This window comes from Actinoallomurus sp. NPDC050550, from assembly GCF_040655075.1.
GTDB lineage: Bacteria > Actinomycetota > Actinomycetes > Streptosporangiales > Streptosporangiaceae > Actinoallomurus.
In genome coordinates, this window is sequence record NZ_JBFAJC010000052.1 from 22,395 (window position 1) to 36,241 (window position 13,847).

The window sequence follows — 13,847 nt, forward strand, 5'->3', positions numbered from 1 at the left end:
GACCTCCCGGTCTTGCCCGACCAACCCGCCCCGGCCGACCTCCCGGCGTCGGAGGAGTGGCCGGGCGCGCTGTGCTCATGATTCGCTCGTTCATGCGCTCACCTCCGATGTCGACGCTGCCGGATCGGTCACCATCCGTGTCAGGCGAATCGCATTCTGTGGATAACCGGGCCGGGCCGGTGCGGTCGCTTGATTCACTGGGCAAGGTCGCGCACGGTTGGGCATGCACGGCGTCGGCGTGACGCTGCGCCGGGGTTCCGGCCGGAGGCGAGTCCGCGAGGGAGCAGATGGCGGCGAACGAGGAGATCGGCGCGGAGTCCGCTGAGGCGTTCGGCCTGGTGCTGTCCGATTTCGAACGGCACCTGCGCGCCGAACGCGGTCTGTCCGCGCACACCGTCCGCGCCTACCTGGGAGACGTCACCGATCTGCTCGCGCACGCCCACCGCATGGGACTGCGCGATGTGGCAGGTCTGGACGTACGTGTGCTGCGGACGTGGCTGGCCGCGCAGCACGCGCTCGGCCGGTCGCGTGCCACGCTCGCCCGCCGGACCGCCTCGGCGCGCGTGTTCACGGCGTTCGCGCATCGCCGGGGGCTGCTGCCGACCGACCCCGGCGTCCTTCTGGGCACGCCCAAGCAGGGGCGGACGCTGCCGCGAGTGCTGCGCCAGGACGAGGCCACCGCACTACTCGACCGCAGACCGTCCCGCGGCCGGACGGCGGCGGCCGATGATCGTACGAACGACTCCGGGCAACGTACGGACAGTCGCGAAGAGCCCGCTTCGGGCGACGGCACGGACGCCGTCGCGCTGCGGGACCAGGCCGTGTTCGAACTGCTCTACGGCTCCGCCATCCGGATCGGGGAGCTGTGCGGGCTGGACGTCGACGACGTCGACCTCGCCCGGCGCACCATCCGGGTGATCGGAAAGGGCGACAAGGAACGTACGGTCCCGATGAGCGCGCCGGCGGCACGGGCCGTCGACGCGTGGCTGCGCCGGGGACGCCCCGGCCTCGTGCGTGACCGCAGCGGACCCGCGCTGTTCCTCGGCACCCGCGGCGGCCGGTTGCACCCCACCGTCGTCCGGCGCGACCTGCACCGGCGGCTCGCGGAGCTGGGCCTGCCCGACATGGGGCCGCACGGCCTCCGGCACAGCGCGGCCACCCATCTCCTGGAAGGGGGCGCGGATCTGCGCAGCGTGCAGGAGATCCTCGGGCACTCCTCCCTGGCGACGACCCAGATGTACACACACGTCACTGCGGAGCGGCTCAGGGCGGCCTACCGGCAGGCCCACCCCCGGGCATAGCGGGATCTCCCGGCCGTCCTTCGGTATGTGGCCGACGGTCGCATCCGCCTCCATGGAATCGGCGGGTCATGCCCTGGCGGCGCCTGCGGGTGTCACCGCGGACCGCTCGCCCGGGCTCGTGCGATCAGTGGTCCCGTCCGGGTGAGCGTCGGCGGCGACGGCGAGCGAGGAGCCGGGACAGCGCGATGGCCGCCGCTCCGGAGACCGCGATCGGACCGACCGACGCGCCGATGCCCGTGATGGCGCTGACCGGTCGCGTCGCCGGAGCCGTGACCGCCCGTCGTGTCGGCGGCCCAGGAGCGGTCGGCCGTGTCCTCCCGGGTGCCGCGGACGGCCGGGCCGTCGCGGGGGAGTGGATCGCCGACACCGGCCCGCGCCCGCCGGGGTCGGCTCTGGCTCGCGGCGACGATCGCGGCCAGGGAGCGGCGGACGAGGGAGGGGCGTGCCACCAGGGCAGGAGGCGTACGGGGCCGAGGCCGAGGAGGGAGAGCGGGTCGAGGTAGGAGCCGCCGCGCAGGAGTCCCCAGTGCAGGCAGCTCTCCTGCCCGCAGTGGCCCAGAACCCCCTCCACGACGCCGATCCGCGCGCCCGCCGCGACGATCTGCCCGGGGCGCACGGCGGGGCGTACGGGCAGGTAGGTCGTGCGGAGCGCGCCATGGGTGATCGTCACCACACCGCGGCCCGCCAGGTCGTGGGCGAAGGCCACCCGTCCCGCGCCGGCGGCGAAGACCGGACGGCCGGGAGGCGCGGCGAGATCGACCCCCCGATGGCCGGCCTCCCACGGATGGGCGGGCGGGTCGAAACGGCGCAGAACCGGCGGTGGCGGGCGTAACGGCCACTGCCAGCCCGCGTCCGCCCCGCCGGAAACCGCCATGACCAGGAGAATCCCGGACCACACCATGGCACCGAGCATGCGTGCCTCCGGCCGCCCCGCGACAGGACCCCGACGAAAACTGGGGAAAACCTCGGCGTTGGAGACGTGGAGTCCACGAGGGGGTGAGCCGCCGGTACACTTGCCTCAACGGTCGCATGACCGAATTCACGCGTCCGCCGGCCACCGGGCATTGGTGGGGCGGCCCTCTCGGTCCATGACCGCTCGTCATGGCAGGGGCGCACGGGCGCAGACAAACAACCGGGACGTGGCCCGACATCGGGCCGGACAGGAGAACCACGGGCATGGCACCCGTCGTCACCATGAAGCAGCTGCTCGAGAGCGGCGTCCACTTCGGCCACCAGACCCGCCGGTGGAACCCGAAGATGAAGCGTTTCATCTTCACCGAGCGCAACGGCATTTACATCATCGACCTGCAGCAGTCGCTGTCCTACATCGACCGCGCCTTCGACTTCATCAAGGAGACGGTCGCCCACGGCGGCACGATCCTGTTCGTCGGTACGAAGAAGCAGGCGCAGGAGTCGATCTCCGATCAGGCGCAGCGCGTCGGCATGCCGTACGTCAACCAGCGCTGGCTGGGCGGCATGCTCACCAACTTCTCCACGGTGCACAAGCGCCTCACCCGTCTGAAGGAGCTCGAGGAGCTCGACTACGACGACGTCGCCGGCTCGGGTATGACGAAGAAGGAGCTTCTCATGCGCAAGCGTGAGAAGGACAAGCTCGAGCGCACCCTCGGCGGTATCCGCGACATGGCGCGCGTGCCCAGCGCGGTGTGGATCTGCGACACCAAGAAGGAGCACATCGCCGTCAACGAGGCCCGCAAGCTGGGCATCCCGGTGGTGGCGATCCTCGACACCAACTGCGACCCGGACGAGGTCGACTACCCGATCCCGGGTAACGACGACGCCATCCGCAGCGTCAGCCTGCTGACCCGCGTGGTCGCGGACGCCGTGGCCGGCGGCCTGATGGCCCGCGCCGGCGCCGCGCCGTCCGGTGACGAGAAGCCCGCCGTCGTTGGCGCCGAGGAGCCCCTCACGGAGTGGGAGCGCGAGCTCCTGCAGAGCAAGAACGAGTCCGGCGAGACGGCCGAGGCCGCTCCGCAGGCCGAGGCTCCGCAGGCCCAGGCCGAGGAGACTCCGCAGGAGCAGGCCGCCGAGGCTCCGCAGGCCGAGGCTCCGCAGGCCCAGGCCGAGGAGGCCCCGCAGGAGCAGGCCGCCGAGGCTCCGCAGACGGAGGCCGCCGAGGCCGAGGAGGCCGCGCCGGCCGAGCAGCCGCAGACCGGCCAGGACTCCTGACGGCCCACGACCGACGACGAGAGAGACAAGACCACAATGGCGAACTTCACCGCCGCCGACGTCAAGAAGCTCCGGGACACCACCGGCTCCGGGATGATGGCCTGTAAGAAGGCCCTCGAGGAGGCCGAGGGCGACTTCGACAAGGCGGTCGAGCTGCTCCGTCTCAAGGGCGCCAAGGACGTCGGCAAGCGCGCCGAGCGCACCGCCGCCAACGGCCTGGTCGCCGAGTTCTTCAACGGCTCCGGCGACGGCGCGATCCTCGAGCTCAACTGCGAGACCGACTTCGTCGCCAAGAACGAGGGCTTCATCGCGCTGGCCGATCAGATCGTCGAGTTCGCCGCGAAGAGCGACGTGGCCGACCGCGACGCCCTGCTGGCCGCCGAGATCGAGGCGGGTAAGACCGTCCAGCAGCTGATCGACGAGAACAGCGCCAAGATCGGGGAGAAGCTCGAGCTCGGCCGCTTCGCCCACTTCAAGGGCGCGTACGTCGCCAGCTACCTGCACAAGTCCGACCCGTCGCTGCCGCCGGCCACCGGCGTGCTGGTCGAGCTCGACACCGAGGCGCCCGAGGTGGCCAAGGAGATCGCGCAGCAGATCGCCGCGATGTCTCCGAAGTACCTCACCAACGACGACGTCCCCTCCGACGTCGTCGCCAAGGAGCGGGCGCTCGCCGAGCAGATCACCCGCGACGAGGGCAAGCCCGAGCAGGCGATCCCGAAGATCGTCGAGGGCCGCGTGAGGGCCTACTTCAAGGACTTCGTCCTCGTGGAGCAGCCCTTCGTGAAGGACCCGAAGAAGTCCGTCGGTAAGGTCCTCCAGGACGCCGGGGTGAACGTCAAGCAGTTCGCCCGGTTCCGGGTCGGGCAGGTCTAGGCCCGCATCGAGGACGCCCAGCCGCTGAGAGTAAAACGAAGGAGCCGCCGCCGTGCAGGAAAGTAAGACGACCGACACGACGGCGGCTCCGTCGTCTCACCATGGCTGGAAGCGGGTGCTCCTCAAACTCTCCGGCGAGGCGTTCGCCGGTGGCGAGGCGCTCGGCATCGACCCCGCGGTCGTCCAGCACATCGCCGAGGCGATCGCCGAGGTGGTGCGGGAGGGCGTGCAGGTCTCGGTGGTCTGCGGCGGCGGCAACATGTTCCGCGGCGCGCAGATGTCCGCGCAGGGCATGGACCGCTCGCGCAGCGACTACATGGGCATGCTCGGCACCGTGATCAACTGCCTCGCGCTGCAGGACTTCCTCGAGAAGCTCGGCCTGGACACGCGGGTGCAGACGGCGATCACGATGGGCCAGGTCGCCGAGCCGTACATCCCGCGCAGGGCCATCCGCCACCTCGAGAAGGGCCGTGTGGTGATCTTCGGCGCCGGCCTCGGCCAGCCGTTCTTCTCCACCGACACGGCCGCGGCGCAGCGGGCGCTGGAGATCGGCGCCGACGCCGTGCTGAAGGGCACCCAGGTCGACGGCGTGTACGACGCCGACCCGAAGAAGAACCCGGACGCCTTCCGGTTCGACCGGCTCGAGTACGGCGAGGTGCTGCAGCGCGGTCTGAAGGTCATGGACGCCACCGCGATCAGCCTCTGCATGGACAACGGCCTGCCCATCGTGGTCTTCGACCTGATGGGGCAAGGCAATATCGTGCGGGCGGTCCGCGGTGAGAAGATCGGCACATTGGTAAGTCCGGCGGAGAGCTGAACAAGGAGCCGAAGGTGATCGACGAGATCCTCCTCGAAGCCGAGGAGAAGATGGAGAAGGCCGTCACGGTCGCCAAGGATGACTTCAACGGCATCCGAACCGGCCGGGTGACGCCCGCGATGTTCAACAAGATCGCGGCGGAGTACTACGGCACGCCGACGCCGATCAACCAGTTGGCGTCGTTCACGCTGCCCGAGCCCCGCATGGTCATCGTCCAGCCGTACGACGCGAACTCCCTGAGCGCGATCGAGAAGGCCATCCGCGACAGCGACCTCGGTGTCAACCCGGGCAACGACGGGAAGATCATCCGTGTGGTGTTCCCGGAGCTGTCCGAGGAGCGCCGCAAGGAGTTCATCAAGGTGGCCGGGCACAAGGCGGAGGACGCGCGGGTCTCGATCCGCAACATCCGCCGGCACGCCAAGGACGGCCTCGACAAGCTCGCCAAGGGCGGCGACGCGGGCGAGGACGACGTGCGCCGCGCGGAGAAGGAGCTGGACGACTTCACGCACAAGCACGTCGCCAAGATCGACGAGCTGCTCGAGCACAAGAAAGCCGAGTTGCTCGAGGTCTAGTGGGACTCGAGCAGGCCCCTACGCCCGCACCGGAGATCCCGGAGGCACAGGCGGAAGAAACGGGCAAGAAGAAGCGTCGGCCGGGCCGGAATCTCCCCATCGCCGTCGGGGTCGGCCTAGGGCTCGGCGCCCTCGTGCTGGTGTCCCTCTACACCGTCAAGGAGATCTTCCTCGGCGTCGTCGTGGTCTTCCTCGGCGTCGCCGTCTGGGAGCTCATCCGGGCGTTCGGGACGCGGGACATCCGGGTCGAACGGGTCCCCATCATGGCCGGTGGCCTGGCCATGCTGGTCTGCACGTACGTCTGGGGGACCACCGGCCTCGTGGCGACGTTCGCCCTTACGGTGCTGGCGACCCTGCTGTGGCGGCTGACCGGAGGCCAGGAGGGCTACGTCCGGGACGCCACGGCGAGCGTGTTCACCACGGCGTACGTTCCGTTCCTCGCCGGGTTCGTGGTCCTCATGCTGCACGCGGACGATGGCCCGGACCGCATCATCGTCTTCATCGCGTTGACGGTCGCCAGCGACACCGGTGGCTTCTTCGCGGGCTCCTTCCTGGGCGCGCACAAGATGGCGCCGGCCATCAGCCCGAAGAAGACCTGGGAGGGGTTCAGCGGATCGCTCCTCACCGGTATGGCGGTCGGCGGGGTGCTGATGCCCTGGCTGGTGCACGGCACCTGGTGGCAGGGGGTCATCGTCGGCGCCGCCGCCGTGTGCTCCGCCACGCTCGGCGACCTCATCGAGTCGATGATCAAGCGGGATCTCGGCATCAAGGACATGGGGACCCTCCTGCCGGAGCACGGCGGCGTGATGGACCGCCTCGACTCCCTCCTGGCCACCGTCCCCGTCGTGTGGCTGCTCTTCCAGGCGTTCGTCCCCGCGTAGCCGAACCGCGGACGGCCCAGGGCTCGCCGGCTCTGCCGCGCGCGTAGCGGCACTGTGGGCCGGGCTCCGCCGCGTGTTCGGTCGCACTGTGGGCGGCGCTCCGCCGTGTGCCTGGCCGCACTGTGGGCGGCGCGACGCTCCGGCCGCCCACGGTCCTTACCGCGGGGTCACTCCTCGCCGACGACCCAGCTGCGTCCCTTCCGGGACAGCCGTTCGATCAACGCGTCCGGGCCCTCGTCCTTGCCGAACTGCCGCTCCGCCTCGGTGATCGGCACGAGCCACAGCCAGTGCACCGGGTCGCCGCCGAACGAGAAGCCGCTCATGTCCGGCGCGGCCGGCCCTTTGAGCCGGCTGGGGTCGTCGAGCAGCAGTACGCCCTCCCAGCTCGGGCCGAGCGGGAAGGTCTTCGCCTCGTGGTACCACTTGACGTTGTCGCCCGGGGCGAAGGACGTGATCGCGCGCCACGGGTACTGCGCCAGCCAGGGGAAGATGCTGCCGGCGCGCTGGCTGGGCAGGGTGGTGGCCACGGCGAGCTCGATGCGGGCGTGGTCGGCCACGTCGTCCTCGTACAGCTCGACGGTGGGCATCCGCTGGCAGCTCATGCCGACCGTGCTGAGCACGCGGTAGGAGCGGTCGCCCATCGGGGGGCGTTCGGAGACCCCGACGACGGGCTGCTCGCCTCCGGAGCCCGGTCCCTTCCCCGCACGGGCCCGCCACTGCCGGCCCACGTCATGCCAGTAGTACCCACCGGGCCCGAGCCGGCCCAGCAGATGCCCCAGCACCGACTGCTGGAACCCCTCCCAGGAGCCGTCCGCCTTCCGCCAGTCCCAGAACGCCTGCGCCTGCAGGATGCGCGGCCCCAGGTCCTCGATCTCGTCGTCCAGCGCGAACGCGAACGGGCTCTGGCCGATGGCCTCCCGGCTGTACCCGGGCAGTCCGCGGTCCATGTCCGACCAACCGGGGATCACGCACAGAGGCTGCCCGTCCTCGAGCAGCGCCGCACCATCGCCCTCCTCGAACCAGACGATCGTCAGCGACCGCGGGTCGGGCGCTGACCGTCCCTTGGGGTGCTTGGTGTGGCCCGACGGCATGGCGGGGACCAGCCCGGCGTTCAGCCGCGCGAGGTCGGGGTGGGACGAAGCGTCCTGGTGGTTGGCGACCCAGGCCGCGGCCACGGTATGCCCGTCGCTCCTGCGGAGGTACGCCGCCGTCGCGACGTGATCGGACTCCACTTCGAGGACACGGCTTCCGTAGGGGCTGGTGTCACTGATCAGGACACGCGTCTCCTGCGGCGTTCTGCGCAATACCGGCATAGAGGGGACTGTAGTGAGTGCGCGGTCCCCGTCGCGGCATTGACGTCCTCCACGATGAAATGCACTCCCGGTAAGGTCCGCTCGCGGACGCGCGGACGTACGAAGCTCCCCCCGGCGTCTGCCACACTGGAACGGACATGCCCGCTCAGCTCACCTTCGCCGCTCCGCGCCGGGCGAAGCCTCCGCGTCACCTCGCCGACCTGTCCTGGGACGAGCGGCGGGAGGCCGTCGGCGCGCTCGGCGAGAAGCCGTTCCGCGCCGACCAGCTGTCGCGCCACTACTTCGGCAGGCTCGCCGACGATCCGTCGGACATGACGGACCTGCCGGCTGCCGTCCGGGACCGCCTCGTCGCCGAGCTGCTGCCGTCCCTGCTCACTTCGGTGAGTGATCTGACCTGCGACAACGGCGCCACGCGCAAGACGCTGTGGAAGGCGTTCGACGGCACGCTCGTCGAGTCGGTCCTCATGCGCTATCCGGACCGGGTCACGATGTGCGTCTCCTCCCAGGCCGGCTGCGGCATGAACTGCCCGTTCTGCGCCACCGGCCAGGCGGGGCTCACCCGCAACCTGTCGACCGCCGAGATCGTCGAGCAGGTGATGGCGGGCGCCCGGGCGCTCGACCGCGGTGAGATCGCCGGCGGCAAGGGCCGGGTCAGCAACATCGTCTTCATGGGCATGGGCGAGCCGCTCGCCAACTTCTCCGCCATCGTCCGGGCGATCCATCGGCTCAGCGACCCGAGCCCGCAGGGGCTCGGCATCTCCCAGCGGAACATCACCGTCTCCACGGTGGGCCTCGTCCCGAAGATCAACCAGCTCGCCGACCTCGACTTCAAGGTGCGGCTGGCGGTGTCCCTGCACGCGCCCGACGACGAGCTGCGCGACGAGCTCGTGCCGATCAACACCCGCTGGAAGGTCCGGGAGGTCCTCGACGCCGCGTGGGCGTACGCCGACCGCACCCGGCGCCGGGTGTCGATCGAGTACGCCCTGATCCGGGACATCAACGATCAGGCGTGGCGCGCCGACCTGCTCGGCCGGCTGATCAAGGGCCACCCGGTGCACGTCAACCTGATCCCGTTGAACCCGACGCCGGGTTCGAAGTGGACCGCGTCGCGGCCGTCGGACCAGACGGAGTTCGTCCGGCACCTGGAGGCCCACGGCGTCCCCGTCACCGTACGGGACACACGGGGTCAGGAGATCGACGGAGCGTGCGGTCAGCTGGCGGCCAAGAGCGTGGAGCAGCCCCTCGCCGCCGTGCCGGAGCAGCCCCTCGCCGCTCTGCCGGAGCGGGTGCTCCCCGTCCTGCCGGACCGCCCGATCCCACCGCTGTCCGGGAACGGCCCGCTTCCCGCCGCCGAGTAGACGACCCGCGCCCCACCCCGCACTGTCCGGGACCGAACCGCCCCCAGTGGACCGTCCCGCCGGGTCAGTGGGGCTGGTCGGTGGGTACGGCGGCCAGCAGACGCCTGGCCTCGGCGGCGAACTCCGAGTCGACGAGCACGTCGTACCGCTCGGCCACCACGGCGCTGGCCGACGCGAACGTCTGCCGCCGCACCATGTGCGCCACCGCGGCGAAGATCGCACCGAAGATCGCGCCCAGGATGATCGCGGAGATCACCGCGCCCACCACCCATGGGCTGACGATCCAGAAGATCACGCCGATGAGCAGGCCGATCCAGGCGCCGGAGCTCGCGCCCGCCAGGAGCGCCTTGCCGAGCGTCCACCGGCCGAGGATCCGCTCCTCGAGCCTCAGTCCGGAACCGACGATCGAGACGTGCTCCACCGGGAAGTGGCGTTCCGCCAGGACGTCCACCGCGCGTTGCGCGGCCTCGTGTCTCGTGTAGCCGCCGAGCACCACTTTCTGCGGCCCGGCTGCGTTCTCCGTCGTCATATCCTCAGTCCCCCTGGTCCGTGTGTCGACCTCCTTGACAGATTTCCCCAGGTCCAGCCCCTACACCCCTTTTTCCGGCATGCGGTGCCGCAGTCACCGTGATTTGAGTGAGAATGCGGCTATGCCGGAGTTCCCGACCGCCCTTCGCGGTTATCACCGTCACCAGGTCGACGCGTTCATCGCCCGCGTCGAGGGGACTCTGGGCCGTGCGCAGCTGTTCGCGCCGCCGGTCACCGCCGCCGAGATCGGCCAGGTGCGCTTCGCCGTCACCCTGCGCGGCTATCGGGGAACCGCCGTCGACGAGCGGCTCGAGGAGTACCTGCGCGAGTTCGAGGCGAAGGAGAACGTCAGGCGACGCCGGCTGGCCGCCGCCGAGGCGGACCGGCTCGCGGGGCTGGTGCGCAACGTACGGTTCGTCACGACCCGGCTGACCGAGGGCTACGACGAGCGGGAGGTCGACGCCTTCCTCGACACGATGCTCGTCGCGTTGCGCGGCCGTACGGCACGGTCGGCGGACGTACGGGCGGCGCGCTTCGCGACGACCCGGCTCCGGCCCGGATACAGCCAGCCCGACGTCGACGGTTTCCTCGAGCACCTGGCGGCCGAACTCGACCGCCTCGCCTAGGACACGCCCTGGACGGCACATCAGGCCCGGGTGCGCCGGAGCCGGACGTACAGCGCCGTGGCGAGCGCCGTCCAGGCGAGCGTGCGCAGGGCGAACCACGGCAGGCCGCTCGTGAACGCGGACGCGCCGCGACCGGCCGCCCCCATCCACTCGATCATCGGGACGGTGAGGATCCGCAGCGGACCGAGTCCCAGCAGCAGGTCGGCCACGTAGACGCCGAGCAGTACGAGGACCGACCAGCCGGGGGAGGGGAGGATCGCCCGGCTGGTGAGCGCCCCGAGCGCCGTCGCGGCCAGCGCCGACAGCAGGATCAGCCCGATCGCCGGCAGCAGCACGGAGGGCCGGACCCCGTACAAGACCGCCGCCGCGAGCGGGTACACCGAGGCGACCAGCGCCAGGCAGGCCGTGAACCCCGCGGCCGCGATCAGCCCGCAGGCCGTCGCCCGCGACCATCCGAGGGCGATCACCCCGATGTGCCGCTGGGCGTCCGGTTCGTTGTCGAGCAGCCCGCGCGCCGCCCAGGCGCAGATCGGGAAGCTCAGCGCGGTCAGGTCGCCGATCGTGGTCAGCGCGCCGGACCGTATCTGGGCCGGGGTGCCGCCGAGCGGGGAGGAGAAGACGATCGCCAGCAGCAGCATGAAGGCGAGCACCGGGTGCAGGATCCGCGCCGACCGCGCGTACCCCTCGAGCTGGAACCGCATCGCCGCGATCATCGGCACCGCGCCTCGTAGCCGTCCGCCTTGAGGCGGGTCACCAGGTCCTCGGCCTGGGAACGGGGCACGATCACCTCGACCACGGCATGCTCCTCGGCGAGGTCTCCCTCGGTCACCGTCTGCCCGGCGACCTGCCAGCGCATCACGCCGGGCACCTCCCGGAGGTCACCCTGGTGATCACTGACCACGACGGACGAGCCCGCGGAGGCGAGCTCGGCCAGCAGGGCCGGCAGCGCCGCGCGCGTCCGCGCGTCGAGGCCCGCGAACGGCTCGTCGAGGACGAGCAGCCCGGGCGCGGCGAGCAGCGCCTGGATGAGCCCGGCCTTGTGCGCGCTGCCCTTGGACAGGTCGGGCAGGCGGACGTCCAGGAGTTCGGTGAAGCCCAGCCGCTCCGCCCAGTCGCCGATTCGTGCCGGTGGCACGCCGCGAACGGCGGCCATGTACCCGAGATAGGCACGTGCGGTGAACGGCTGACCGGCCGGGAACCGCTCCGGCGCGTACCCCACGGCGGGCGGGCGGCCGGTGACCCTTCCCCGCACCGGCGGCACGATCCCGGCGACGAGCCGGAGAAGCGTTGATTTGCCCGCTCCATTGCGGCCGTTCACCTCGACGATCCGGCCACGGGGTACGGTCAGCGTCACGTCGTGCAGCACCCACGGGGCACGACGGCCATAACGGAAGGCGGCTTGATCGAATCGCACAGGCCAGGAGCCTATTCGCGCCGAATAAGACGACCGTAAGCGGAAGAATGCCCATCATGGACTGCCTGTTCTGCGAGATCGTGAAGGGGGAGCGGCCCGCTCACGTGGTGCTCGACGACGGTCCCGTCGTCGCGTTCCTGGACACCCGCCCGCTGTTCAAGGGGCATACGCTCCTGGTGCCGCGAACCCACTACGAGACCCTCGCGGACCTGCCGGCCGACCTCCTCGAGCCGCTGTTCGCCGCCGGGCAGCGGCTGTCCGTCGCCATGGAGACGGCGCTCGCGGCGACCGGGTCCTTCGTCGCGCTGAACAACCGGGTCAGCCAGAGCGTGCCCCACCTGCACGTCCACGTCGTGCCCAGGAACCGTAAGGACGGCCTGCGCGGCTTCTTCTGGCCCCGGACCAAGTACGACTCCGACGACGAGGCCCGCGAGTACGCCGACCGGCTCCGCGGTGCGCTCGGATGATCACGATGTCGGCCGAGACCGCCGGCCCGGAGGTACGGCCGGAGCACCCCCGACGCGAAGCCGTGACCGTCGGGGTCCTCGTCGTGGCCGCCACGGTGGTGTACTCGGCGTTCGCCCTGGTCCGGTACTGGACCTTCCGCACCACAACGTACGACCTGGTGATCTTCGATCAGGCGGTGCGGTCCTACAGCCGCTTCCATCTGCCGGTCGCGATCGTCAAGGGCGTGCACAACGGCTTCGGTCCGCACTTCAGCGTGCTCGGCGACCACTTCTCGCCGATCCTCGCCGTGCTCGCGCCGCTGTACTGGATCCACGACGGGCCGCAGACGCTCCTCGTCGCGCAGGCGGTGCTCCTGGCGCTGGCGATCGTGCCGCTGTGGGCGTTCACGCGGCGGCGGTTCGGCGCGTGGGCGGCGCACTGCGTCGCGGGCGCGTACGCGCTGGCCTGGCCGGTGGCCGAGACGGTCGCGTTCGACTTCCACGAGATGGCGTTCACGCCCGTGCTGTCCATGCTGATGCTCGAGCGCCACGACGCCGGGCGGCGATGGCAGTGCGCGCTGGCCGCGGGCGCGCTACTGCTGGTCAAGGAGGACATGGGCCTGCTCGTCGCCGGCTTCGGGCTCTACCTGCTGACGCGTCCGGGGCAGCGGCGTCTCGCCGCCGCCTTCGTGGGCGGCGGCCTGGCGTGGACCTGGCTGGCCTCCCGGGTGCTGATTCCGGCGTTCGGCGGCTCGGCGGACTACTACTGGGCCTACGACGCGCTGGGCAAGGACCTGCCGCACGCCGCCCTGGGGGCCCTGACGCACCCGTGGACCGCGCTGAAGCTGCTCGTGACGCCGAGCGTCAAGGCGTCGACGATGGGCTGGCTCATCCTGCCGCTGCTCCTCATCCCGCTGGCCTCACCGATCACCCTGGCGGTGCTGCCCCTGCTGGCCGAGCGGATGCTCGCGAACCGCTTCGGGAACTGGTGGGAGCCGAGGTTCCACTACAACGTCGCGCTGACCGCCCTGCTCATCGCGGCCGGCGTGGACGGAGCCTGCCGGCTGTCCCGGCTCCGTCCGCCCGGCCTAGGGGGTCGGCTGCGGGTGGACCTCGTCTGGCCCGTGGCCGCGCTCCTGGCCGCCGCCCTCGTCATTCCGCGCTTCTCGTTCAAGCACTTCTTCGAAGCGGCGTTCTACCGGCGCGACGCGCACGCGCAGGCCGCCGACGCGGCGGTCGCGGCCGTACCCCGTGGCGTGCTGGTCGAGGCCGCCAACGTGGCCGGGCCCCAGCTGTCCGGCAGGGACCGCGTGCTGCTGTGGGACACCAAGGTCCGCTGGGCGCCCTGGGTCGTGGCGGACACGGCCATCACGACGTTCCCCTTCCCGTGGGTGGGCGCGCAGCGCGACCGCGTGCGGTACCTGCGGCACAACGGCTACCGGGTGGTCCTGAGCCGGGACGGCTGGGTCGTCCTGAACCGCCCCGACGCCACCCCCGACCTGCGCCCCACCCGGTGAACCGCTGAGCGGCC

Annotated in this window: 14 protein-coding genes and 1 pseudogene; 10 read left to right on the forward strand and 5 right to left on the reverse strand. The window is 71.1% G+C overall.

Translation table 11 applies throughout. From position 1 onward, the window contains the following. Nucleotides 1-287 precede the first annotated feature (287 nt). Nucleotides 288-1,301: a tyrosine recombinase XerC gene (locus tag AB0I04_RS43425; protein ID WP_360898562.1), complete on the forward strand. Its 1,014-nt coding sequence runs from the start codon at nucleotides 288-290 to the stop codon at nucleotides 1,299-1,301. 124 nt (nucleotides 1,302-1,425) lie between these two features. Here the strand turns inward: AB0I04_RS43425 and AB0I04_RS43430 are convergent, their stop codons facing one another. Continuing rightward, on the reverse strand, nucleotides 1,426-2,214 hold the full coding sequence (locus tag AB0I04_RS43430) for a peptidoglycan DD-metalloendopeptidase family protein (protein WP_360898564.1): 789 nt from the start codon (nucleotides 2,212-2,214) through the stop codon (nucleotides 1,426-1,428). Between the two features lie 263 nt (nucleotides 2,215-2,477). Between AB0I04_RS43430 and rpsB the strand changes: the two genes are divergently transcribed. The 5 genes from rpsB to AB0I04_RS43455 are packed head-to-tail and all read left to right on the forward strand — an operon-like array spanning nucleotide 2,478 to nucleotide 6,631. Then, nucleotides 2,478-3,488 carry a 30S ribosomal protein S2 gene (gene rpsB, locus AB0I04_RS43435; protein ID WP_360898566.1) on the forward strand — a complete coding sequence of 337 codons (1,011 nt, stop codon included), beginning with the start codon at nucleotides 2,478-2,480 and terminating at the stop codon, nucleotides 3,486-3,488. Nucleotides 3,489-3,524: 36 nt separating this feature from the next. Then, nucleotides 3,525-4,361, forward strand: coding sequence for a translation elongation factor Ts (tsf, locus tag AB0I04_RS43440; protein ID WP_360898568.1), 837 nt, complete (start codon nucleotides 3,525-3,527; stop codon nucleotides 4,359-4,361). A gap of 52 nt (nucleotides 4,362-4,413) precedes the next feature. Beyond that, nucleotides 4,414-5,178, forward strand: coding sequence for a UMP kinase (pyrH, locus tag AB0I04_RS43445; RefSeq protein WP_360898570.1), 765 nt, complete (start codon nucleotides 4,414-4,416; stop codon nucleotides 5,176-5,178). 14 nt (nucleotides 5,179-5,192) lie between these two features. Next, nucleotides 5,193-5,750: a ribosome recycling factor gene (gene frr / locus AB0I04_RS43450; protein ID WP_360898572.1), complete on the forward strand. Its 558-nt coding sequence runs from the start codon at nucleotides 5,193-5,195 to the stop codon at nucleotides 5,748-5,750. Beyond that, nucleotides 5,750-6,631, forward strand: a complete 882-nt coding sequence (locus AB0I04_RS43455) for a phosphatidate cytidylyltransferase (protein ID WP_360898574.1) — start codon at nucleotides 5,750-5,752, stop codon at nucleotides 6,629-6,631. The genes frr and AB0I04_RS43455 overlap by 1 nt, the downstream gene beginning before the upstream one ends. A 167-nt stretch (nucleotides 6,632-6,798) precedes the next feature. On the opposite strand, the gene AB0I04_RS43460 is transcribed toward AB0I04_RS43455, so the two are convergent. Then, nucleotides 6,799-7,944 (reverse strand): suppressor of fused domain protein, encoded by a 1,146-nt coding sequence (locus tag AB0I04_RS43460; RefSeq protein ID WP_360898576.1) that lies wholly within the window; start codon nucleotides 7,942-7,944, stop codon nucleotides 6,799-6,801. Between the two features lie 137 nt (nucleotides 7,945-8,081). Here AB0I04_RS43460 and rlmN point away from each other — a divergent pair. Beyond that, nucleotides 8,082-9,170 (forward strand): annotated as a pseudogene (rlmN, locus tag AB0I04_RS43465) (23S rRNA (adenine(2503)-C(2))-methyltransferase RlmN); the annotation flags it as partial. Nucleotides 9,171-9,366: 196 nt separating this feature from the next. On the opposite strand, the gene AB0I04_RS43470 reads toward rlmN, so the two are convergent. Beyond that, nucleotides 9,367-9,831 carry a general stress protein gene (locus tag AB0I04_RS43470; protein WP_360898578.1) on the reverse strand — a complete coding sequence of 155 codons (465 nt, stop codon included), beginning with the start codon at nucleotides 9,829-9,831 and terminating at the stop codon, nucleotides 9,367-9,369. Nucleotides 9,832-9,952: 121 nt separating this feature from the next. On the opposite strand from AB0I04_RS43470, the gene AB0I04_RS43475 reads away from it, so the two are divergent. Beyond that, entirely contained in the window at nucleotides 9,953-10,456 is a 504-nt protein-coding gene (locus tag AB0I04_RS43475; RefSeq protein WP_360898580.1) for a DivIVA domain-containing protein, read from the forward strand. A gap of 20 nt (nucleotides 10,457-10,476) precedes the next feature. Here the strand turns inward: AB0I04_RS43475 and AB0I04_RS43480 are convergent, their stop codons facing one another. Further along, the gene (locus tag AB0I04_RS43480; protein WP_360898582.1) at nucleotides 10,477-11,157 is read right to left on the reverse strand and encodes a hypothetical protein; all 681 of its coding nucleotides are present in this window, start codon (nucleotides 11,155-11,157) and stop codon (nucleotides 10,477-10,479) included. A gap of 8 nt (nucleotides 11,158-11,165) precedes the next feature. Further along, nucleotides 11,166-11,870 carry an ATP-binding cassette domain-containing protein gene (locus tag AB0I04_RS43485; protein ID WP_360898584.1) on the reverse strand — a complete coding sequence of 235 codons (705 nt, stop codon included), beginning with the start codon at nucleotides 11,868-11,870 and terminating at the stop codon, nucleotides 11,166-11,168. 56 nt (nucleotides 11,871-11,926) lie between these two features. Between AB0I04_RS43485 and AB0I04_RS43490 the strand changes: the two genes are divergently transcribed. Both AB0I04_RS43490 and AB0I04_RS43495 read left to right on the forward strand, forming a co-directional pair. Then, entirely contained in the window at nucleotides 11,927-12,337 is a 411-nt protein-coding gene (locus tag AB0I04_RS43490) for an HIT family protein (protein WP_360898586.1), read from the forward strand. Beyond that, a complete protein-coding gene (locus tag AB0I04_RS43495) occupies nucleotides 12,334-13,833 on the forward strand; it encodes a DUF2079 domain-containing protein (RefSeq protein WP_360898588.1) in 1,500 nt (499 codons plus the stop codon). Before AB0I04_RS43490 ends, AB0I04_RS43495 begins: the two co-directional genes overlap by 4 nt. The last annotated feature ends 14 nt before the right edge of the window (nucleotides 13,834-13,847 follow it).

Bases quoted from the DNA above. Each gene is read 5' to 3' on its own strand.
- AB0I04_RS43425 (WP_360898562.1), top strand. From the start codon at position 288: ATGGCGGCGAACGAGGAGATCGGCGCGGAGTCCGCTGAGGCGTTCGGC.
- AB0I04_RS43430 (WP_360898564.1), bottom strand. From the start codon at position 2,214: ATGCTCGGTGCCATGGTGTGGTCCGGGATTCTCCTGGTCATGGCGGTT.
- rpsB (WP_360898566.1), top strand. From the start codon at position 2,478: ATGGCACCCGTCGTCACCATGAAGCAGCTGCTCGAGAGCGGCGTCCAC.
- tsf (WP_360898568.1), top strand. From the start codon at position 3,525: ATGGCGAACTTCACCGCCGCCGACGTCAAGAAGCTCCGGGACACCACC.
- AB0I04_RS43460 (WP_360898576.1), bottom strand. From the start codon at position 7,944: ATGCCGGTATTGCGCAGAACGCCGCAGGAGACGCGTGTCCTGATCAGT.
- AB0I04_RS43470 (WP_360898578.1), bottom strand. From the start codon at position 9,831: ATGACGACGGAGAACGCAGCCGGGCCGCAGAAAGTGGTGCTCGGCGGC.
- AB0I04_RS43475 (WP_360898580.1), top strand. From the start codon at position 9,953: ATGCCGGAGTTCCCGACCGCCCTTCGCGGTTATCACCGTCACCAGGTC.
- AB0I04_RS43480 (WP_360898582.1), bottom strand. From the start codon at position 11,157: ATGCGGTTCCAGCTCGAGGGGTACGCGCGGTCGGCGCGGATCCTGCAC.
- AB0I04_RS43490 (WP_360898586.1), top strand. From the start codon at position 11,927: ATGGACTGCCTGTTCTGCGAGATCGTGAAGGGGGAGCGGCCCGCTCAC.
- AB0I04_RS43495 (WP_360898588.1), top strand. From the start codon at position 12,334: ATGATCACGATGTCGGCCGAGACCGCCGGCCCGGAGGTACGGCCGGAG.